The sequence below is a fragment of the Collinsella sp. AM09-41 genome, assembly GCF_003473245.1.
In the GTDB taxonomy this organism is placed as follows: Bacteria; Actinomycetota; Coriobacteriia; order Coriobacteriales; family Coriobacteriaceae; genus Collinsella.
On record NZ_QRMJ01000002.1, the window covers coordinates 1 to 20,920 of the forward strand.

17 protein-coding genes and 1 riboswitch are annotated in these 20,920 nt (G+C 59.9%); of the genes, 7 read left to right on the forward strand and 10 right to left on the reverse strand.

The features are described from left to right. Nucleotides 1-246: 246 nt before the first annotated feature. Together DW112_RS03060 and DW112_RS03065 are read right to left on the reverse strand one after the other, a co-directional pair. The gene (locus DW112_RS03060) at nucleotides 247-1,158 is read right to left on the reverse strand and encodes a hypothetical protein (RefSeq protein ID WP_117766881.1); all 912 of its coding nucleotides are present in this window, start codon (nucleotides 1,156-1,158) and stop codon (nucleotides 247-249) included. 152 nt (nucleotides 1,159-1,310) lie between these two features. After that, nucleotides 1,311-2,660: an MFS transporter gene (locus DW112_RS03065; protein WP_233545848.1), complete on the reverse strand. Its 1,350-nt coding sequence runs from the start codon at nucleotides 2,658-2,660 to the stop codon at nucleotides 1,311-1,313. 270 nt (nucleotides 2,661-2,930) lie between these two features. Between DW112_RS03065 and DW112_RS03070 the strand changes: the two genes are divergently transcribed. Continuing rightward, on the forward strand, nucleotides 2,931-3,341 hold the full coding sequence (locus DW112_RS03070; RefSeq protein WP_117758252.1) for a peptide deformylase: 411 nt from the start codon (nucleotides 2,931-2,933) through the stop codon (nucleotides 3,339-3,341). A gap of 199 nt (nucleotides 3,342-3,540) precedes the next feature. Here the strand turns inward: DW112_RS03070 and DW112_RS03075 are convergent, their stop codons facing one another. Beyond that, nucleotides 3,541-5,022, reverse strand: a complete 1,482-nt coding sequence (locus DW112_RS03075; protein ID WP_117758301.1) for an aminotransferase class I/II-fold pyridoxal phosphate-dependent enzyme — start codon at nucleotides 5,020-5,022, stop codon at nucleotides 3,541-3,543. Between the two features lie 202 nt (nucleotides 5,023-5,224). Beyond that, the gene (locus DW112_RS03080) at nucleotides 5,225-6,082 is read right to left on the reverse strand and encodes a LysR family transcriptional regulator (RefSeq protein ID WP_233545849.1); all 858 of its coding nucleotides are present in this window, start codon (nucleotides 6,080-6,082) and stop codon (nucleotides 5,225-5,227) included. 118 nt (nucleotides 6,083-6,200) lie between these two features. Here DW112_RS03080 and DW112_RS03085 point away from each other — a divergent pair, with 118 nt between their 5' ends. Further along, entirely contained in the window at nucleotides 6,201-7,112 is a 912-nt protein-coding gene (locus tag DW112_RS03085) for a DMT family transporter (protein WP_117758254.1), read from the forward strand. 102 nt (nucleotides 7,113-7,214) lie between these two features. Here DW112_RS03085 and bsh read toward each other — a convergent pair whose 3' ends face one another. Beyond that, a complete protein-coding gene (gene bsh / locus DW112_RS03090) occupies nucleotides 7,215-8,180 on the reverse strand; it encodes a choloylglycine hydrolase (RefSeq protein WP_117629622.1) in 966 nt (321 codons plus the stop codon). Between the two features lie 131 nt (nucleotides 8,181-8,311). Then, complete coding sequence (locus DW112_RS03095) at nucleotides 8,312-8,731, reverse strand: peptide deformylase (protein WP_117563534.1); 420 nt, start codon at nucleotides 8,729-8,731, stop codon at nucleotides 8,312-8,314. 193 nt (nucleotides 8,732-8,924) lie between these two features. On the opposite strand from DW112_RS03095, the gene DW112_RS03100 reads away from it, so the two are divergent. The 4 genes from DW112_RS03100 (at nucleotide 8,925) to DW112_RS03115 (ending at nucleotide 15,129) form a co-directional block, all read left to right on the forward strand. After that, nucleotides 8,925-10,238 carry an NCS2 family permease gene (locus tag DW112_RS03100; protein ID WP_117582871.1) on the forward strand — a complete coding sequence of 438 codons (1,314 nt, stop codon included), beginning with the start codon at nucleotides 8,925-8,927 and terminating at the stop codon, nucleotides 10,236-10,238. A gap of 207 nt (nucleotides 10,239-10,445) precedes the next feature. Continuing rightward, complete coding sequence (locus DW112_RS03105) at nucleotides 10,446-12,230, forward strand: hypothetical protein (protein WP_118328310.1); 1,785 nt, start codon at nucleotides 10,446-10,448, stop codon at nucleotides 12,228-12,230. 271 nt (nucleotides 12,231-12,501) lie between these two features. Further along, nucleotides 12,502-14,256: a hypothetical protein gene (locus DW112_RS03110; RefSeq protein ID WP_158561601.1), complete on the forward strand. Its 1,755-nt coding sequence runs from the start codon at nucleotides 12,502-12,504 to the stop codon at nucleotides 14,254-14,256. A gap of 207 nt (nucleotides 14,257-14,463) precedes the next feature. Beyond that, nucleotides 14,464-15,129, forward strand: coding sequence for an alpha/beta hydrolase (locus DW112_RS03115; protein ID WP_117655640.1), 666 nt, complete (start codon nucleotides 14,464-14,466; stop codon nucleotides 15,127-15,129). A gap of 61 nt (nucleotides 15,130-15,190) precedes the next feature. On the opposite strand, the gene DW112_RS03120 is transcribed toward DW112_RS03115, so the two are convergent. The 4 genes from DW112_RS03120 to DW112_RS03135 form a co-directional block, all read right to left on the reverse strand. After that, the gene (locus DW112_RS03120) at nucleotides 15,191-16,525 is read right to left on the reverse strand and encodes a uracil-xanthine permease family protein (RefSeq protein ID WP_117647422.1); all 1,335 of its coding nucleotides are present in this window, start codon (nucleotides 16,523-16,525) and stop codon (nucleotides 15,191-15,193) included. A 123-nt stretch (nucleotides 16,526-16,648) separates the two neighbouring features. Further along, complete coding sequence (locus DW112_RS03125; protein ID WP_233502663.1) at nucleotides 16,649-17,782, reverse strand: 5-methyltetrahydropteroyltriglutamate--homocysteine S-methyltransferase; 1,134 nt, start codon at nucleotides 17,780-17,782, stop codon at nucleotides 16,649-16,651. A 155-nt stretch (nucleotides 17,783-17,937) separates the two neighbouring features. Next, a complete protein-coding gene (locus tag DW112_RS03130) occupies nucleotides 17,938-18,834 on the reverse strand; it encodes a LysR family transcriptional regulator (protein ID WP_117563541.1) in 897 nt (298 codons plus the stop codon). Nucleotides 18,835-18,844: 10 nt separating this feature from the next. Then, complete coding sequence (locus DW112_RS03135) at nucleotides 18,845-19,753, reverse strand: HAD-IIB family hydrolase (protein WP_158549063.1); 909 nt, start codon at nucleotides 19,751-19,753, stop codon at nucleotides 18,845-18,847. A 163-nt stretch (nucleotides 19,754-19,916) separates the two neighbouring features. Beyond that, nucleotides 19,917-20,027, forward strand: a riboswitch (TPP riboswitch). Between the two features lie 51 nt (nucleotides 20,028-20,078). On the opposite strand from DW112_RS03135, the gene thiM reads away from it, so the two are divergent. Continuing rightward, entirely contained in the window at nucleotides 20,079-20,918 is an 840-nt protein-coding gene (gene thiM / locus DW112_RS03140; protein ID WP_233502662.1) for a hydroxyethylthiazole kinase, read from the forward strand. Nucleotides 20,919-20,920 lie beyond the last annotated feature (2 nt).

Consider the following 20,920-nt stretch of genomic DNA (forward strand, 5'->3'; position numbering starts at 1 on the left):
CCCTACCGGGAGTAGCGTCGAAGGTTGACAAAACTATAGGAACACCCAACGACCACCTTCTGGCAACAGAGAGAATGCCGATGTTTTGGCAACGACAGCGAGCGCCCGCCAGAGCGAACAAATTGGCATGAAAAGAGGACGGCATAGACCTTCTGGTCATGCCGTCCTCTTTGAATGACAAGTTGTCGCTCTGGTGGGCGCGCAGCGTCGAGCTGTTACGCCGTTCGGTAGAACGGCGTAACTAACCTAGAAACGGTTGCCGCGGAAGCCGCCACCGTTGCGGCCGCCGCGATCGCCGCCGCGACCGCCGCGGTCGTTACCACGGTTGCCGCCGAAGCCGCCACGGTTGCCACCGCGGTCGCCATAGCCACCACGGTTGCCGCCAAAGCCGCCGCGACCGCCACGGTCGCCGCCACGGTCACCAAAGCCGCCACGGCCGCCACGATCGCCACCGCGACCGCCACGGTCACCGCCGCGGCCACCGCGATCGCCAAAGCCACCGCGGCCACCACGGTCGCCGCCACGGCCACCGCGATCGTCACGGCCACCGCGAGGACCGCGGTCCTCGTCCAGGCCCATGGCGACGAGCGGAGCGATAACCTTATCGAGAGCGGCCATCAACTCGGTGGCCTCCTCGTAAGAAAGCTCGGGCAGGAGCTTCTCCTTCTTGTTGGCAAGCTCGACCAGGCCCTCGGCGGCATCCTCGGCAGCGAAGACGACGATCTTGCGCATATCGCCCTCGGCGTCGTCGATGCGGCCGACCAGATCGGCAGCCTCGGCCTCGGCCATCAGGCCATCGAGCTCACGAAGGCGCATGCCCAGCAGGTCGGACATCTCCTTCTGCTCCATCTTGGGCTTGAGGTCAAGCAGCTTGATGGCGCGCTCGATGTTCGCCATACGCTCGGCCTTGGCCTCCTCCTCCTTGGAAATAGCAAAGCGACGGCTACGCAGCAGGCGGGCGGCCTTCTGCATCTTGTCCATCAGCTCTTCGTCATCGTAATCAACGGCGGCCTCGACAACCTCGGCCTCCTCCTCGGCGGAAACCTCGTCAGCAGCCTCAACCTCGGCAACTTCGGTCTCCACGGTCTCGACTGCCTCAACCTCGGCAGCCATGGTCTCGTTCTCGGTCTCGTTCATGATCTCTTCGTTCTCGGACATGAGACTCCTTCTTGGCCCTCTCGGGCATCATCGCCCCATTCGCGGGGCCCGTCGCGCACTCTTTGCGCTTTAAACATTCATGCCTCTCGGCAAAACGTCAATTAGTTTATGGTGTCGCCATCCAATCTAGCTGCAGAATCTATGTGCACACATTAATGCGACATGTACGACTCGCGGCGAGCGTACACAACCGACACCGCGAACCCGACAACGGCAATCACAGCCGCCACGCGCACGGCAGCCGCAAATCCAATCGCCTGGGCAACGTCCGTCGCGACGCCGGCGGCACCGGCAGCCGCTGCAGAACTCGAAAGCAGGTCGATAAACAGCGACGGGCCAAACGACGCGGCAATCATGTTCCACGTGTTGAGCAATGCCGTTCCGTGAGGATGCTCGGCAGCGGGTAGCGTCTCCAATCCGGCCGTTTGCGAGGGGCTCAGCACCAAACCGACGCCGGCATACACTACAACGGTCAGTGCCGCGACAACGCCGATGTTCATGGTCGCCGCGGTCATCGAGATCGCAGTCTGTCCCACGGCAATCAGGGCAAAACCGACCGGCAGCAGCGGCCATGCGCCACGGGCATCCATCACGCGCCCGCCTACAATCGAGGTCACGGCATTGCAGGCAATCGTCGGCAAAATGAGCAAGCTCGCAACAAGTGCGGTCATGCCGTATGCGCCCTCAAAATAGAGCGGCAACAAAACACTCATCGAGAACGTTGTCATCATCGACACCACCACAAGCAGGCACGCAGGCCAAAAACGAACGCTCGCCATGGGACGCACGTTAAGCACCGGATGCTCGAGCTTGAGCTGACGGGCCGCAAACAAGCTGAGCAGCACAAGGGCGGCGAAAAGCGTCCCGATGCCGGAAATCAGATTGGTCGAGAACTCGCCTACGGAATACACAAATGCCGTAATGCCGGCAGCGAGCAAAACAACCGACAGAATATCAAGCGTGGTGTTCGAGCGCTCTCCGACATTCTGAACAAGCTTTACGCCCGCCGCAGCGACCGCAATGCCGCCCACCAACGGCACTACGAACACCGCTCTCCAGCCAAACAACGTGCACATAAGACCGCTGATCACGGGTCCAAACGCCGGCCCTAGCGTAATGCAGGCACCGCCCAGACTCAGGTACAGACCGAGCTTCTCACGCGGGGCGCAAGACAGCACCACGTTCATCATGAGCGGAAACAAGATGCCCGATCCCGCAGCCTGCAAAATGCGACTTGGCAGCAAGACGGTAAACGTTGGGGCGACCAAGCACAGGACTTCTCCGGCGACCAGGCATCCACATGCGAAAAACAGCAGCTTACGCGTCGAAAAACAACCAGACAGAAAGGCCATGATGGCCGTAAAGATCGACGTCACGATCATGTAGCCCGAAACAAGCCACTGCGCCGTGGTGGCACTCACCGAAAAGGCCGCCATAATGTCGTGCAGCGCCACGTTAATGATGTTCTCGTTAAACGCGGCAACAAAGGCTGCGATATACATAACGATGAGAAACGCCGAAGTGCCCGATGGCGTTGCCCTAACTTGTTGCTGAGATTTGCTCCCCTTGCATTTCCTTCCTCTTGGAACGACAGTCGTATCGCCCCAGAGGAACAGTCCAGGGCGAGGATGAGCCCTAGACTTACGCCAGACGCCGCACGCGACGAGTTTGGCAACATGGTCCAACGTCGAAAGATTGTAACGCAGACGCACAGCTTTCCTTCCGCGCTATTATCAAAAGTCCACGAAAGCATGAGACATGAGGAGCCCGCCATGATTAAGCCCATCATGAAATCCGAGTTCTTTTTGCGCCTGCCCTCCGAAGACGCAGGGCCCGATGATGCCGCGACCGGGCAGGACCTCCTGGATACGCTCCTCGAGCATGAGCACGAGTGCGTTGGCCTCGCCGCCAACATGATCGGCGTGCGCAAACGCATCATCTGCGTAAAGGACGGCAACAGGGCGCTGCTGATGTACAACCCTCAAATTCTTGAGCAGGTCAATGCCTATCAGACGAGCGAAGGATGCCTCTCGTTGATCGGCGAGCGCCCCTGTACCCGCTACCGTCGCATTAAGGTGGAGTATTTGGACGAGAACTTCGTCCACCGCATCAAGAACTTCTCGGGCTACACCGCCGAGATCATCCAACACGAAATCGACCACTGTTGCGGAATCGTTGTATAGTTCCGCCGTTCTACCGAACGGCGGACCGCTTGACGCTGCGCGAGCCGCATTCACACCAATCTGACGTTCAGCTTCAAGGGCGCGACCAAAAGGTCAGCGCCCTTTCGCTTCACGTCACCTTGGCGCAAATGCGGCTCGCTCGCTGTCGTTTGCCTATCCTGCGACGCTTCAGTTCTCGCGGCGGCACATATCTAATCCCCTACGACTGGCGATAGTGATCGAAGAAGTCAGCCAAGTCTTCGAGGGACTCCTTGAGCACTTCCATGCGCGGCAGGTACACGATGCGGAAGTGGTCGGGCTCGGCCCAGTTAAAGCCGCCGCCGCGGGTGATCAGGATCTTCTTCTCGTGTAGCAGGTCAAGGGCAAACTGCTCGTCATCGGTGATGTTGAATTTCTTGACATCCATCTTGGGGAAGATATAGAACGCCGCACGCGGCTTGACCACCGAGATGCCGTCAATCTTGTTGAGCGCCTCATACACAAAGTTGCGCTGCTCGTAGACACGGCCGCCGGGACGGATGTAGTCGTTGACGGACTGGTGTCCACCGAGTGCCGTCTGGACGATTGACTGAGCCGGCACGTTGGAGCACAGGCGCATGTTCGAGAGCATGTTGATGCCCATAATAAAGTCGCTCATGCAGCGCTGGTTGCCCGAAAGCACCATCCAGCCAATACGATAGCCCGCAATCATGTGCGACTTGGAAAGGCCGCTAAAGGTGACGCAGGGCAGGTCGGGAGCGAGCGAGGCAATCGAGACGTGCTCGTAGCCGTCCATGCACAGGCGGTCGTAGATCTCATCAGCAAAGATCATCAGCTGATGCCTGCGTGCAACCTCGACGATACCCTCGAGCACCTCGCGCGGATAGACGGAACCCGTGGGGTTGTTGGGGTTGATAATGACGAGGGCCTTGGTCGCGCTCGTGATCTTGGACTCCATATCCTCCAGATCGGGATACCAATCCGCTTGCTCATCACACAGATAGTGAACGGGATGACCGCCGGCAAGGGTTGCGCACGCCGTCCAGAGCGGATAGTCGGGGCTGGGGATCAGAATCTCGTCGCCATTGTCGAGCAGTGCGTTCATCGAAAGCTGAATGAGTTCGGACACGCCGTTGCCCGTGTAGATGTGCTCCATCTGAACATTGGGCAGGCCCTTGATCTGCGAGTACTGCATGATCGCCTTGCGCGCGGAGAACAGTCCGCGCGAGTTGGAATAGCCTTCGCAGTCGGGCAGCTGCTGGCGCATATCCTTAATGACCTCATCGGGCGTGCGAAAACCAAAGGGCGCAGGGTTGCCGATGTTGAGCTTGAGGATGCGCTCGCCTTCGTCCTCCATACGGGCGGCTTCATCGACGACGGGGCCGCGGACGTCGTAGAGGACGTTGTCGAGTTTGGTGGATTTAGAAAAAGTACGCATGGGGACGCTCCTTGCAATTTGGGCTGAGGGATTGAGTTCGGGCTTGGAAACGTTGCGGGGCGATGATGTCTCGCCTTGATCGGCGTCACCGGCGAGCAGCCAGGTAACATCGACCTCCAAAATACGGGCGAGCAGCTCTGCCACATCACGCCGCGGGATCGTCTTGCCGCTCACATATTGGCTCATCTGACTCTTGCCGAGTTTTTTGCCGAGCATCTCCGATGCGCGGATCACGTCCGACTGGCGAACGTCGCGATCGGACATAGCCTGTCGCAGGCGATCGCTAAACGTCTCTTGGGCCACAGGAACCTCCTTGCTGGCAAAGTTCAATTTATAGAACACGAATTGAACCAAGGTTCAATTTAGCAAGCAGTATAGCGCCGTGCTCTTTCGAAAAGTTCAATTTCAATAATAAAGCGAACCACACCTCGAGATTTATCCCAAAGCGACAACGGTATGCGCTCGCCTAGAGATATTCGAGAAAACGAGCGGCGGCAAGCGAAACGTCGGCCGTTCGATATATGGCGTTAATCTGCCGATGGGGACGTCCCTCGAGCGGACGAATGGCGACATTGAACTGGCAGCGCCGCAAGATGAGCGCCGGAAGGATGCTCACGCCCAAGCCGTCCTCGACCATGGCCATAATCGCATAGTCATCCCAGGTCGACAGTTTTGAGCGCACCGTCAGCCCCGCCCGACGGAACAGCGGCGTAATCTCGTCATCGGTGCCGCGTTCCAGCAGAATAAACTGCTCGTTGGCCAAGTCGGCAAGCGAGACGGCCCCCTCACTAGCAAGCAGAGAGTCTGTCGGCACCACCGCCATCAACTCGTCGCGCACCAAAGATCGCGATGTCGTGCCATTTTCTCGGGACTCATGCGGGATAAAGCCCAGATCGCAGCGGCCCTGCGCCACCCATTGTTCAATCTCTGAATAGTCGCCCATCAGTAACTCGTAATCGACGTCTGGATAATCGGCGCGAAAACGCGCGATCACCGGCGGCAGCACGTGGGTCGCCACGCTCGAAAACGTACCGATGCAGATTTTGCCACGCATGAGCCCACGCATCTCATCCACACGCCGCTGCAAGCGAATGAATTCCTCGCAGAGCGCCTCGACAGCCGGCATGACCTGCCGCCCGTCGGCAGAAAGCGTCACGCCCTCGCGGCTGCGGTCGAGCACCTTAAAGCCCCAGTCGGCCTCGAGGTCGGCCACCATGCGGCTCACGCCCGATTGCGAATAGCTCAGGCGCTCTGCAGCACGCGTAAAGCTGCCGGCACGCACCGTCTCGAGCAGCACTTGCATCTTTTGGATATTGGTCTCCACGGTACACCCCCACCCTTGCATGAGTTTTTGTCATGTTTTCCATGCATTATATTCGCTTTTCTTCTAAAGCCAGTTCACCCATAGTGAACATGTTCGGATATATAGGGGATGTCAGCGCATGAACAACGGACTGTTTACGTACTTAGCAGCATTGCTATTGTTTGGCTCCAATGGCATCATCGCCGCTGCCATCGCGCTGCCGAGCTCCGATATCGTGCTCCTGCGCACGTTTTTGGGCGCTCTCACCCTTGCCGCCATCCTCTTCATAACCAAGCGCCATAACCTGCAGGCTCCGTCTCGCCCCCGTGAGGCCGCAGCGCTCATCGTCTCGGGCGCCGCGCTGGGCGCCAGCTGGATTTTCCTGTTCCGCGCCTATCAGACGATCGGTGTTGGCATCTCCTCGCTGTTGTATTACTGCGGCCCCATCATCGTTATGGCCCTCTCCCCGCTCATTTTTGGCGAAAAGCTGACCGGCGGCAAAATCGCCGGGTTTATCGCCGTTGCCTGCGGCGCCTTTCTCATTGCGGCACAAGGTCTAGGCGGCAATATGCCCATTGCGGGTATCGCTTGCGGCATCGCCTCGGCCTTCTGCTACGCGTTGATGGTCATCGCTAGCAAGGGTGCGCCACACGTCGAAGGCCTCGAAAACTCCGCGCTCCAGGTGAGCGCCGCCTTTATGACCGCGCTGGTCCTTACGCTCCTCACGCAGGGCGCCCCCTCGTTCCTCTCCCCCAGCATTGCCGCCGGCATCGATTGGCGCGCCGTCGCCATGCTCGGCGTCGTCAACACCGGCATCGGCTGCCTGCTCTACTTTAGTGCTGTCGCCAAGCTGCCCGTGCAGACCGTCGCGGTTGTCGGCTACCTCGAGCCGCTTTCGGCAGTCGTGTTCTCCGCCGTCCTTTTGGGCGAGACCATGACGCCAATCCGCCTCATGGGCGCCGCGCTCATCATCGGCGGCGCGGTCTTTTGCGAACTCGCCGGCAAACGCGCAAGCACCAAGGCCGGTATCGCCCAGGCAGCACGCGCTTAAGGGACATTTTCTCGGGGCGCATGCGGGATAAAGCCCAGGTCGCAGCGCCCCTGCACCTCACAGGAGATGCAGGGGCGCTTTGCACTGCAGTAAAGCTATGGGCTACGAACGACGCGGCTCGGGAACCACGAGCCTATCGGGGCTCGCGCCCTCGGCATCCATCAGGCTCACGTAACGAATCGACGGATCCCCATACATCGCGTAGTAATAATTGCCCGTGCGCGCGCTAAAGCATCCGGTATAGATAGTCTTCTCGAACTTGCCATCGCCCATCCTGGACGCCCCCTCAATCATCACCACGCCCTCGAGCGAGCGGAACATGCGAACGACGTTTTCGGTCTCGCTCTCCTTTTGCGGGTAATTGGCATTGAGGTACGCCGCCTTTACAAAACGGCTCGGCGAATAGCAATCGCCCGGAATGCCGCGCATGCCGGCACCGGCTCCATAGGGCTTAAGCTCGGCGCCACGCCATGTCGCCGTCTGCGGAAAATCGCTTGTGGCGGTGATATAGGTGCGCAGGTTTTCCATGTGCCACGGGAAGGTCGGCTGGTTGGCAAGGGTGTCGACCGGATCGTCGTATACATGCAGGCCGTCAGCCATCATCTCGACCACGATGCTGCGCTGGCTGTCGCCGATAATCCAATGGAGCAGCGACACGCCCAGCCCCTCTCCGGCAGATTTGGCGACAATCACCGTGTCGCGCAGCGCGGCCTCGACCTCATCGACCGTCGAGAACGTCGCTGCCACCCACAGGGGAAACTCATAGGCCGCGATATTGTTCTTGCCGTCGACAGGGCCCTCGGCATACTCGGCATAGCCGGGAAAGTTGAGCCCCGCCACAGCCAGACCCGCATCGTTACCACAGTCGAAAAACATGGGATAGTTCTTGTAATCGATGCACATGCCGATTACCGCGTGTGCCGCCGACGCATCGTCGATAAACGAATACGGAATGTGGAACCCGCGCGGCATCACGCGAACCTGTTGGCCGTAGTCAAAGCTCCAGTCGAGGTTGCGGCCCAGATACATGTGGCCAGAATTATCGGTAAATCGAATGCTCGTGCACATAGCGCCTCCTAGCTTTACGGTCCTGCTAAGGTTATTGTCACCAAACAAAAAGGCGCTAAACACAAAAGCCCGGACATGACAACAATGTCACGCCCGGACCAAAAGAGACGAAGTGCGGTGCTTTGGTCCCCTTAGACCAACTTTCCAAGACAGTGGTCGATCATATGCTGGACCATCTGCGCCTCGAAGCCCACAAAGTCCTGCTTGCGCTCGCGCATCTTGCCATCGACGATCTGGTCAAAGGCAACCTTGCACTTGATATAGCGCGTGGACTTGGTGACCTCCTCGTGCGTCAGGCAGCTCTCCTCCATCTTGCTGGCGCCCAGGCCAAACACCAGACGGGGGTTGTAGAGCACGTGGGGCTCGCCGGCGTCGTCCAGGTAGACGCAGACCTTCTTGGTAACGCCGATCTGGTTGGCGGCCAAGCAGCCGGCATCATCGAGCGACTTGATGGTATCGATCAGGTCCTGAGCAACCGACTCGTCCTCGACGGTCGCAACCTCGCAACGCTGGGACAGGATAGCCTCGTCGTGGCAAAGCTCTTTAATCATACGTTCCTCCATAGGGGTCGTTGTAACCGCTTAAGTATACGGTACCCACACATTTTCATGCGATAAATACCGTCCGTCTGTTACAAAGCGCCGAACATCAACATGCGAGGAACAGCAAGGTTGTAAAGGCGATATAGTAAATGAGCTCGTGTCAATCGGCCTAAACTCGGGGCCGAACAAGGAAAGGGTATGCATGGACGAACTTTTTCACGTCAGTGAGCGCAAGTCCACAATCGGGACCGAACTTCGCGCTGGACTGACAACATTCCTGGCGATGGCCTACATCATCGCCGTCAACCCCGCAGTGCTCTCGGGCGCTGGCATTGATGCGGGAGCGCTCGCCTGCGCCACCTGCCTGGGCGCCGGCATCATGACCATCTGCATGGGCATCTTCGCAAACCGCCCGCTCGCCTGCGCTTCAGGCCTGGGCATCAACGCCATGATCGCGGGCATCACCACCACCATGTGCGGCGGTGACTGGCACGTCGCCATGAGCGTTATCTTCCTCGAGGGTATCGTCATCTTGCTGCTCGTCCTTTGCGGCCTGCGCGAGGCCATCATGGACGCCATCCCCGTGGTCCTGCGCCACGCCATCTCGGTGGGTCTGGGCCTGTTTATCGCCATGATCGGCCTGTGCGACGCCGGCATTATCACCGCTGGCGCCGGCACACTCGTCGGTCTGGGCGACATCACCTCCCCCACCTTTATCGTCGGCATCATCTCCATCGTCGTGACGGTTGCCCTGGCCTCCCGCAACGTGCCGGGCTCGCTGCTCATCGGTATCATCGTCGCCGTTATCGCCGGCATCCCGCTGGGCGTCACCCACGCCCCCGAGGGCCTCATCGCCCCGCTCGATTTCTCGACCTTCGGCGCCCCGTTTGCCAGCACCGCCGACGGCAACATGGCTATCGTGAAGGTTCTGACCGACCCGATGCTGCTCGTCGTGGCCTTCTCGCTGCTCATGAGCGACTTCTTCGACACCATGGGCACCGCGATGGCCGTCGCCAAGCAGGGCGAGTTCCTGACCGAGGACGGCAATGTCGAGGACATCCGCCCCATCCTGGTTGTTGACTCCGTGGCCGCCGCTGCCGGTGGCTTTATGGGCGTCTCCTCCATCACCACCTTCGTCGAGTCCACTTCCGGCGCCGCCGACGGTGGTCGCACGGGCCTCACCTCCGTCACCACCGGCGTGCTGTTCATTCTCGCCGCGTTCTTCTCCCCCATCGTCACCATCGTTTCCAGTGCCGCCACCTGCGGTGCCCTGGTCTATGTCGGCTACCTCATGATGAGCGAGGCCTCCGAGATCGACTGGTCCGACGTGTCGCAGGGCTTCCCGGCGTTCATGATTGTCGCCGGCGTGCCCTTCACCTACTCCATCTCCGCCGGCATTGGCCTGGGCTTTATCGCCTACGTGATCGTCGCGCTCTTTAAGGGCGAGGCCTCCAAGATCAAGCCGCTCATGTGGATTGCAGCCCTCGCCTTCCTCGTCTACTTCTTTGTAGCGTAAGGGCAAGATTCACAATACCAAACACCAAAGCGCGGAGTCGCATCGAGCGGCTCCGCGCTTTGCTTTTAAAGCCAGGCACCGCGCGGGCGCGCGATGTATTGCTTCCCAAGTTTTGGACATTTTGCCCTCCAAACGGCACTACCGACGGCTACATCCTGCAGATATGCTGGATATAACCGCATAGGCCCTATGAGGATGGGAGTAACCATGGCCGCCTTGTTCACGACCCCCAAGCGCAATGACAAAACCTCAGGAGCCCATTTTGTCGAGCCCGACGTGCACCGTCGCGCACTGCTCGCGCACGGCAGCTGGCGCCGCGTGACGCGCCGCATCGTTGCGGGCGCCGTGTGCGCGCTCACGGTGAGCTCGCTGCTCATGCCGAGCATCTCGCTCGCGGCCGAGTGGATTGATGTTGGCGGCACCCAGTACAACGCCGGCACTGCGGCGGGCGACGGCGCCGGCACCTGGAGCTGGGACGGCGCCGACGACATGAAGCTCATCAACTATAACGGCGGTGAGATCAAGGCTGCAGGCAAGCTCAACATTGTCTATGAGGGCAAGAACACCGTGAAAACCGAGCCTGATTACACCGGAGCCGCCATCAAGGCGCAGGACGGCACTAGCCAGAAAGCAGAGTTGAACATAACGAGCTCGAATAGCACGGATGAGCTCAATGTGACAGCCGAGGCCGATGCAATTAAATCAACAGGCGACCTCTCCATTTCTGGCCCAGGCACTGTGAACACCACAAGCACTGCTTCCGACGGAATTGAGGCAAAGGGCGATCTCTCTATCACGGGCTCGGGCACCGTGAATGCAACGGGCGGTACCGAAGGCATCCAATCCAAGGGCAAGACCACCATCGATTCCTCTGGCACAGTGATCGCTAAAGGAGGCGAAGGTTACGGCGTCGCCGCGGGCAGTGACCTGATCATCAAAGGCGGTGGCAAGGTAGAAGCAAGCTCGATAGAAGAAGCGGCGATTTGGGCTGACGGCAACATCGACATCTCGGGCGGCAGCCAGGTCAAGGCAAGCTCCCAGGGAGATCTTGCCGTCGACGCTGAGGGTAGTCTCGCGGTCACGAACGCCTCCCTTGACGCAAGCGGTGTTGAATATGGTGTCTATGCCTACAAGGGCGTTACGCTCGATCATGCGACCGTGACGGTCCGCACAAGCGCGAGCGGCGGCCAGGCCATCGCCCTCATCACTGATGGGGACGACATCGTCATCAAGAATGGTTCCATCGTGGACGCGTTCGCAGAAGGCAAATTCTCGGTTGCAATCTCTACCAGAAACCACCAGCCAAACGTCGCTGGCGGCCACATCTACATCAGCGACTCCGTTGTTAAGGCTATAGCCCGCTATGTCGAGACCGGTGGCGATGGCCCCGATCACTACAGCAACGACCAAAGCGGCGAGGTCATCCCTGAGCCTAGGGGTCTGAACATCGGTATCTTCGCCCAGACCTACGAGGGCATCACGCCCGCGAGTATCTCGATCGTCCGCAGCAAGCTCACGGCCGAGGGAGACACGGCGGCAATCTTCGCTCTTGCCATAAGCGAGGATGGCAAGGCGATCGGCACCATCGAGATCGAAGGCGCTCCCATCCAGGCGCCCGCAGGCGGCAAGATCATTAACTATCGCAACAAGGAAGAACTCAGCGGCGGCATCCTCTGCGAGGCGGGTCAAACCATCGGCACGGGCGACGACGTGATCGACTCTCCCTATGACGCCGCTGTCGCCAAGAGCACGCTCACCGTACCTCCCGAGAAGATCAAACCCGAGGAAAAGTCCGGCGAGACCAAGCCCGAGGGTTCCAAGCCCGAGGGCGCAAAGACGACCAAGACCGTTGCAGTTGCAGCCACGGGAGCCAAGATCGCCGGCAAACTCGCAGCAACCGGCGACACCTCGAGCGCGGCCATCATAGCGACCGCCCTTGCAGGAACGGCCACCATCGTCACAGGCGCCCTGGCGAGTCGCAAACGCTCGTAAACACTTTTTCGCACAGGACGGGTGCATCGCGGCCCTTGCCTTCCTCGTCTACTTCTTCGTAGCGTAAGGGCAAGGCTACAAAAGCTGAACAATAAAGCGCGGAGTCGCCATGCGGCCCCGCGCTTTTCTTTTAGCGCCGGTCCCTGCACCGGCGTGCGGCCTATTTCTCCCCCATTTTGGCCATTTTGCCCTCCATACGGCACTACCGCCGGCAACATCCAGCAGATACGCTGAATCTAGTCGTATAGGCCCTATGAGAACGGGAGCAACCATGGCAGCCTTGTTCACGACCCCCAAACGCAATGACACTACCGCCGGAACCCATGTTGCCGAACCCGACGTTCGCCGTCGCATAGGACTCGCGCACGGCAGCTGGCGCCGCGTGACGCGCCGCATCGTCGTGGGAGCCGTATGCGCGCTCACGGTAAGCTCGCTGCTCATGCCGAGCGTCTCGCTCGCAGCGGAATGGGTCAAGGTCGGCGGCAACAAGTACAACACCGCGGCGAGCGACGAGGCCGGTACCTGGTCGTGGGACGGCGCCGACGACTTGAAGCTCAGCAACTATAACGGCGGCGAGATCCAGGCCGCAGGCAAGCTCAACGTGAATTACTCGGGAACCAACATCGTCACTGCCGAATGGATCGAAAGCATCAACGTTTCTCATGGCACTAACGAGAATGCCGAGCTCAATATCCAAGGCGACGAGGGCGGCACGCTCAGCGTGACATCTACTGAGGACGCTATCCTCTCCACGGGTAATATCAAAATCGACGGAGCCGGATCCGTCAACGCCACGAGCACTGGGTTTGATGCCATCAATGCCGGGGGTGATCTCGCTATCAAAGGTTCGGGCAACGTCAACGCCACGGGCGCATCGGATGGCATCAGGGCAAACGGCAATATCACGATTGACGACAGCGGAGCCGTCACCGCCAGGGCTACCAAGGACAAGGGTATTGGAACCGACAAGAACCTCACCATAAAGGGTGGCGGGGCAGTCGAGGCAAGCTCAGCCGATGGTGAGGCCCTTTGGAGCGGCGGCAATATCAACATCTCGGACGGCAGCCAGGTCAAGGCAAGCTCCGAGAAAGACGCTGCCATCGAGGCCAAGGGCAGCCTCGCAGCCACAAACGCCTCCCTCAACGTAAACGGTGTTGAATATGGCGTCTATGCCCACAAGGGCATCACCCTCGATCATGCAAACGTGACGGTCCGTGCAAGTAAAGGCAGATACGGTGGCGCCATCGCCCTCTTCACCTACCAGGACGACATCGTCGTCAAGAACGGCTCCACCGTGGACGCGTTTGCGGAAGGCGAGGTTTCGGCTGCATTCTCCACCAGAAACGATCGACCCAACGAGAAGGGTGGCCACATCTACATCAGCGACTCCGTTGTCAAGGCCATAGCCCGCTATGTCGAGAACGGCGACGGCCCCATCCCCTACAGCGAAAACCAAGATGGCGAGACGAGGCGCGAACCCCAAGGCGAGAACATCGGCATCATCGCCCAGACCAGCGAGGGCGTCACACCCGCAGTCATCTCGATCATCCGCAGCAAGGTAACGGTCGAAGGAGATACAGCGGCAATCTTTGCCCGTGCCATGAGCGCTGACGGCAAGACAATCGGCACCATCAAGATTGAGAACGCCGCCATCCAGACGCCCGAAGGCGGCAAGGTCATTGACTATCGCAAGCTCCGTGACGGCATCTACGAAGCAGGCCAAGCCATCGGCACGGGCGACGCCACGGTCGACTCCCTCTATATCAAAGCAGTCGCCAAAAGCACGACCATCGCACCTCCCGAGGTAGCCAAGCCGGAAGACCCCAAGCCCGACGAGACCAAGCAGAACCCCAAGCCTGAGGGCTCAAAGCCGACCAAGGCCGTTGCGGCTTCAACCACGAAAGCCAAGACTACCGGCGTGCTCGCGGCAACCGGCGACACCTCGGGTGCGGCCATCGTGGCAACCGTCCTTGCGGGAACAGCCGCTATCGCCGCAGGCACCATGGCGAGCCGTAAGCGCTCTTAGACGCCTCTGCGCACATGGCAGCTCCCGCGAAGGCCCCGAGCCCCAGCACCGTTTAACAACGCCACCGCCGAGCTCCCCTCCGGCGGTGGCGTTTTCCATATGCGTCCGCAGGGGATGCACGAGATTGTCTTTGGTCTAGCCCAACCGGCATACGCTGGCGTGCGACAATTGGGGCTGCCGATATCACAACACTGAGAGAAGCCCGTCATGGAAGCGCATCAAAAGCAGATAACCGTTTATTCGAATCATACGGAAAGCGCGCCTGTCATCTACCTTCCTGTGGTCGTGGGCGACGGCAGCGAGGTTTATAAGTGTTGCCGAGAGCTCGACTGTCCGCCATTCGCCCTCGTCACCATTGGCGGGCTCGATTGGAATCGCGAGCTGAGCCCCTGGGCATGCGACGGGACCGTACGCGATGCCGAGCCTTTCGGCGGCCAAGCTGCCGGTTTTCTTGATGAGCTGCTGAATCAGATAATCCCCCAGGTCGAGTCATCGCTTCCTCAGCCGCCCACCTGGCGTGGCATTGCCGGTTACTCGCTCGCGGGCCTCTTCGCACTCTGGTCCCTCTGGCAAACCGACGCATTTGACCGCGCCGCGAGCGCATCGGGGTCGCTATGGTTTCCCGACTTTGTCGATCGCGCCAGCACGGCGCCATTTGCCGGCAGCCCGCAGGCTGTCTATCTGTCGCTCGGTAAAAAGGAGACCAAGACTCCCAACCGCATGATGCGGCACGTACTCGACGATACGCGCGCAATGGAAAAGCTGCTCGGCGAACGTGGTATTCCCACGACGCTGGAGCTCAACCCCGGCAATCACTTTTCCCAGACCGACTTGCGCATGGCCCGCGGCATCCACTGGATACTGACGCATTAAAAATGGTGCCCACGCGCATATACGCATGGGCACCATATCTTGTTTTAGCTGGACGCAGTTGTTACTCAGCAGCCTCCTCAAGCTCGGAGACGTCAAACTCAAAGTCGTTACCCGGCAGGATGGCGTTGAGCACGATGCCCACCAGCGAGCCCACGGCAAGGCCGGAAAGCGAAATCGTCACGCCGCCCAGCTCAAGCACGATGGCGCCGGCGGTGCTGTACGCAATGCCGAGCGAAAGCACGAGCACCAGGGCGGCCACCAGCACGTTGCGGTTGTTTTGGAAATCGACCTGGTTCTCGATGAGGTTGCGGACGCCCACGGCGCTGATCATGCCATAGAGCACGAGCGACACGCCGCCGATTACACACGCCGGCATGGCCGCAATGACAGCCGCGAACTTGGGGCAGAACGAGAGCGCAATGGCACAACATGCGGCAATGCGAATCACGCGCGGGTCAAACACACGCGTTAGGGCAAGCACACCGGTGTTCTCGCCATAGGTGGTGTTAGCCGGAGCGCCAAAGAGCGATGCGAGAATGGTCGCCAGGCCGTCGCCAAGCAGCGTGCGATGCAGGCCAGGATCGGCGATGTAGTTACGCTCGCAAGTGGAGCCGATAGCCGAGATGTCACCGATATGCTCGATCATGGTCGCAAAGGCCAGCGGCATAATGGTGATGATGGCCGTCGTGGCAAGACCGCTATCGAACTGCGGGCCAAAGAGCGCAAACACGGTGTTATCCCACACGACGGGCAAGCCAACCCAGGGAGCGGCTGCGACGCCCGAGAAATCAACCTCGCCGAGCGCAGTCGCAACGGCATAGCTCACCACAACGCCCAGCAGAATCGGCACGATCTTGACCATGCCACGGCCCCAGATGTTGCAGATGACGATCACCGCCACAGCGACAACGGCAACAAGCCAATTGGTCTGGCAGTTGGCGATGGCAGAGCTTGCCAAGATCAGGCCGATGGAAATGACGATGGGGCCAGTCACTACCGGCGGGAAGAAGCGCATAACGCGCTTGGCACCAAACGCGCGAAACAGGGCCGCCAGCACCGGATAGAGCAGGCCGGCACAGGCTACACCTAGGCAGGCGTAGGGCAAAAGCTCGGCCTCGCCGTTGGGCGCGATGGCGGCATAGCCCGCGATAAAGGCAAACGAAGATCCCAAAAACGCTGGCACCTTGCCGCGCGATAGGAAGTGGAAGAGCAGCGTGCCCAGGCCGGCAAACAAAAGGGTCGCCGACACCGAGAGACCGGTGAGCACGGGTACGAGCACCGTGGCACCGAACATCGCGAATAGATGCTGCAGACCGAGTAGGAACATGCGCGGGCGACCGAGCGACGACGCATCGTAGATGGCATCGGCGACGGCGGGCGTCGAGGATTGGGACATGGATGTCCTTTCATAATGGAAGGGCGCTCGGGCATATCGGATTACCTGCCCGAACGATACGATCCGAACCATTGTACGCGATGCATGCCGCTCCGACCACGACGCCCCCTGCGAACGGCAGCACTACTTCCAGATGCGCTCGGCGATGCGTTTGACCAGGGCGATCTTTGCCCACTGCTCGTCCTCGGTCAGCTTGTTGCCAATCTCGCAGCTGGCAAAGCCGCACTGGGGAGACAGATACAGGTTCTCGAGCGGCACGTACTTTGCGGCTTCGCGGATGCGCTCGACGATAACATCCTCGTTCTCGAGCTCTGCGGCCTTGGTGGTCACCAAGCCCAGCACGACCTTCTTGCCCGGGGCAACGTAGCTGAGCGGCTCAAAACCGCCGGCGCGCGGCGTATCGAACTCCAGGTAGAATGCGTCGACATCCTCATGTGCAAACAGGTACGGCGCGATGGGGTCATAGCCGCCCTCGAAAGCATAGGTAGAGTGGTAGTTGCCGCGGCACACGTGCGTGTTAATGACGAGGTCGTCGGGCTTGTCCTCGATGGCGGCGTTGTTGAGCGCCACGCCCAGCTCGCTCACCCTTTGCAGGTCAACCGGGCTCATGCCAGTCTTGGACACAAAGTCGGTATCGCAGTAGATGCCCCAGGTGCAGTCATCAAACTGGATGTTGCGGCAGCCCGCGGCATACAGGTCAGCAATCACGGTGCGGTATGCTGCGGCAATGGCATCGACGAGTTCTTCGTCGGTCTTGTAGACGGCGTGCAGACTCTCCTGCTGGCCATCGCAGCGGTCGAGTGTGACTTCGGAGAACGTCTGGATCGGCGCCGGAATGGTCTGGCGCGCGACCTGGCCCTCTCCCTCGAGCGACTTGATAAATTTGAAGTGCTCGACGAACGGATGATTCTCACCGCTAATGGGACCGGTTACCACGGCGGTGTCGGCGGTAGTCTCCTCATCGTGGAACATGTAGCCCGTGCGCGAGGCGCGGCGCTCAATGCCGTTGAGGCCCCACATAAAATCGAGGTGCCAGTAGCTGCGGCGGAACTCGCCATCGGTAATCACCTGCAGGCCGGCAGCCTTCTGCTTGGCCACTAAGTCGCGGATGGCCTCGTCCTCGACGGCCTTAAGGCCGGAAGCGTCGAGTTTACCCGCGACATAGGCGGCACGGGCGTCCTTTACAGCCTGCGGACGAAGAAAACTGCCGACGATATCGGCACGAAACGGCGCGTTCGGTTGAATCGAAGTGCTCATAGATATCTCCCTTTGCATTGGTTGCTTTACTGGGACAGAGTATGAGCGCTCATATGGACATCGTAAAATATGCGTTTATATCAGTTTGATATAGATGCTTCCTATATTAGTTGGGACTGCCATAAAGAGATTTGACCCGTGCAGAACGCAGCAGTCTAGATGTGCTGACGAATCGCTTCGATATAGGCCTGCCCGTAGCGCGTAAGTGTCGTGTTCTTGCGCGTGATGATGCCGATCTCCATGTACTCGTCTACATCGAGCGGAATGGAGATAATGCCGGGGCCGTTAAGTTCATGGCTGATCACGCCCGAACACACCGTGTAACCGTTAAGGCCCATAGCTAGGTTGAACAGCGTCGCACGGTCGCGCACGCGGATATTCTTGCGGCGCTCAAAGGTCGAGGTCAGCTCCTCGGAATAGTAAAACGAGTTGTAGCTGCCCTGCTCATAGGACAGGAACGGGTAGTCTTCCAAGTCCTCGAGCGTCACACTCGAGCGACCCGCCAGCGGATGGTCGGAGCACACAAAGACATGCGGCGTAGCGCAGAAGAGTCCTTCGAATACGAGCTCGTTGGCCGCCAGCATGCGCTCGATGACCTCGCGATTGTGCTCCGACAGATACAGGATGCCGAGCTCGCTTTTCATATGCGCGACGTCCTCGATAATCTCGTGGGTCTGCTCCTCGCGCAGGGTAAAGTCGTAGCGCGCGGCATCGAACTCGCGGATCACATCGACAAATGCATTAACGGCAAAGGAATAATGCTGGCAGCTCACACTAAAGTGCGGCACCTGCTCGGACGTGCCTTTGTACTTGCCCTCGAGCAGGTCGGCCTGGTCGAGCACCTGGCGCGCGTAGCCCAAGAAGGTCTCGCCTTCCTCGGACACAATGACGCCCTTGTTGGTGCGCTCAAAGATGTGTACACCCATCTCGTTTTCGAGATCGCGAATTGACGCGGTAATCGAAGGCTGCGACACAAAGAGCCGGCGCGAGGCCTCGGTGATGCTGCCGCATTCGGCAACTTTGACGACATATCTGAGCTGCTGGAGCTTCATGGCTTTCTCCCTAGACGTTCGTGACGTCGAAACCCGTCGCGTCCATCTGACGCATAAACGACGGCATCTCCCCCGTCGCGGCGCAGGCGGCAATCTGATGCAGAGCCCCGGCAACCGCATCATCTGCCGCAGCGCCGATATGCCAGCGCGCGGCAGCCGTGACGGCCTCGTTGGCATTGGCGACTGCAACGGAATTGGGAACGGCATCGATCATGGGCAAATCGTTATCGGAATCGCCGAATACGGCCACCTCGTCGGGCGTCAGGCCCAAAGCGCGCGCCAGCTCCAGCGCAGCACAGCCCTTGTCCCAGCCGGTCGGAAGAACGTCGAACAGGCGCACGCGGTTGTTGGGAAACACGAGCGAGAGCTCCGGCACCTCGGCGGCAACACGCTCGCGCAGCTCGGCGAGCTCCTCGCGCGAACGGGCACTCCAGATATTCGCCTTGTATACCGGGGCATCGTCAACGACAGGGCGACAGGGAGCCTCTTCGCCCTTGAGCCACGCGTTGCCGCCTGACTCCATGGCGCGACGCACACGCTCGGGATCGCTTGTCACGCAATAGGCGTCGTTGTCCCAAAAGTCATCACCCAGACGGTAGACCTTCAAATAGGTATCGTCGGTCTCTTGCTCCAGGTAGTCGGCCAGGCGCATAAGGGCATCGTTATCAGTTGCGCGCGAGGCAACCGCCTCGCCATCGACAAACATCACCTGGCCGTTGCAAAACGCACCGGTCGAGAAGCACTCGGAGCGATTGCGGAACATCCAGCTCATCGCGGACGGCTGGCGACCCGAAACCGGGCCAAAATGCAGGCCCGCCGCCTGCATGGCATGAATGCCCTCGATGGCGCAGTCGCTGGCGCCATCGTGTCCAGCAGGAATCAGCGTATCGTCCATATCGGTCAGAACAAGTTTGATCATAAGGTCCCCTCGGTCATTCTTTATCCCGTCTATTGTAACGACCTGCCAATAAGGGACAGGTTTATCTTGGCAGGTTTTATCTGGGAAAATGCAGCGCCCCTGTTGCCACCTGCCAAAATAAACCTGTCCCATATTGGCAGGTGCGCTAGTATAGGGAACAACAGATTCGATGCGGGAGTGCCGGCGGTGCAAACCACAAGGCTGAGAGGGCATAGGGCCCAATCCTTTGAACCTGTCAGTTAATGCTGGCGTAGGGAGCGTGCCGCCTTTACAGGGGCGCTGTCTATGCACAGCGCCCCTTTTCTATGCCAAGGAGGCATGTGCAGTGATTGATTCGGAACAGCTTAAGCAACATATGGTCAAGGCCGTAGAGGAGATTCGAGCCACCAATCCGATGGCCGGCTCCATCACCAACACGGTGACGATCGACTTTGTCGCCAACGCGCAGCTCGCCGTGGGCGGTTCGGCCGCCATGGTCTATCTGCCCGACGAGGGCGAGGCGCTCGTTGCCGGCGGCGCCGCCATCTATCTCAACATGGGCACGCTCTTCCCCATCTACGAGCAGACGATTCCCCGCGCGGCCAAGGCGGCACACGACGCCGGCAAGCCCTGGGTGCTCGATCCGGTGGGTCTGGGCATCGGTAGCCTGCGCACCCAGCTGGTAAACGAGCTCAAGCAGTACAAGCCCGCCATCGTACGCGGCAACGCCTCCGAGATCATCGCACTCTCCGGCCTGTGGGGTCTTGAGGGCGAGTCGGCCGATCTGAGCCGCGTACGTGGTGTCGATACCACCGACACGGTCGACGCCGCCCGCGATGCCGCCGTGGCGCTCGCTCGCTACACCGGCGGCGCCGTTGTGGTCTCGGGCGAAGTCGACCTGATTACCGACGGCACGACCGTGGCCAAATCCCACGGCGGCAGCCCGCTCATGTCCAAGATTACCGGCTGCGGTTGCTCGCAGGGCGGCGTGCTGGCCGTGTACGCCTGCGCTGCCGATCCGTTTACGGCAGCCGTCTGCGGTACCGCCGTCTACAACGTCGCCGGCACGCGTGCCGCCGCCGTCGCCGATGCCCCGGCAAGCTTTAAGGTCGCCTTTATCGACGAGCTCTACCGCGCAACCGCCCAAGACATCGCCGATAACCAACTCGAGCTCGAGGAGGCATAAGC

Bases quoted from the DNA above. Each gene is read 5' to 3' on its own strand.
- DW112_RS03060 (WP_117766881.1), bottom strand. From the start codon at position 1,158: ATGTCCGAGAACGAAGAGATCATGAACGAGACCGAGAACGAGACCATG.
- DW112_RS03065 (WP_233545848.1), bottom strand. From the start codon at position 2,660: ATGTATATCGCAGCCTTTGTTGCCGCGTTTAACGAGAACATCATTAAC.
- DW112_RS03070 (WP_117758252.1), top strand. From the start codon at position 2,931: ATGATTAAGCCCATCATGAAATCCGAGTTCTTTTTGCGCCTGCCCTCC.
- DW112_RS03075 (WP_117758301.1), bottom strand. From the start codon at position 5,022: ATGTCCGATCGCGACGTTCGCCAGTCGGACGTGATCCGCGCATCGGAG.
- DW112_RS03085 (WP_117758254.1), top strand. From the start codon at position 6,201: ATGAACAACGGACTGTTTACGTACTTAGCAGCATTGCTATTGTTTGGC.
- bsh (WP_117629622.1), bottom strand. From the start codon at position 8,180: ATGTGCACGAGCATTCGATTTACCGATAATTCTGGCCACATGTATCTG.
- DW112_RS03095 (WP_117563534.1), bottom strand. From the start codon at position 8,731: ATGATTAAAGAGCTTTGCCACGACGAGGCTATCCTGTCCCAGCGTTGC.
- DW112_RS03100 (WP_117582871.1), top strand. From the start codon at position 8,925: ATGGACGAACTTTTTCACGTCAGTGAGCGCAAGTCCACAATCGGGACC.
- DW112_RS03105 (WP_118328310.1), top strand. From the start codon at position 10,446: ATGGCCGCCTTGTTCACGACCCCCAAGCGCAATGACAAAACCTCAGGA.
- DW112_RS03110 (WP_158561601.1), top strand. From the start codon at position 12,502: ATGGCAGCCTTGTTCACGACCCCCAAACGCAATGACACTACCGCCGGA.
- DW112_RS03115 (WP_117655640.1), top strand. From the start codon at position 14,464: ATGGAAGCGCATCAAAAGCAGATAACCGTTTATTCGAATCATACGGAA.
- DW112_RS03120 (WP_117647422.1), bottom strand. From the start codon at position 16,525: ATGTCCCAATCCTCGACGCCCGCCGTCGCCGATGCCATCTACGATGCG.
- DW112_RS03125 (WP_233502663.1), bottom strand. From the start codon at position 17,782: ATGAGCACTTCGATTCAACCGAACGCGCCGTTTCGTGCCGATATCGTC.
- DW112_RS03130 (WP_117563541.1), bottom strand. From the start codon at position 18,834: ATGAAGCTCCAGCAGCTCAGATATGTCGTCAAAGTTGCCGAATGCGGC.
- DW112_RS03135 (WP_158549063.1), bottom strand. From the start codon at position 19,753: ATGATCAAACTTGTTCTGACCGATATGGACGATACGCTGATTCCTGCT.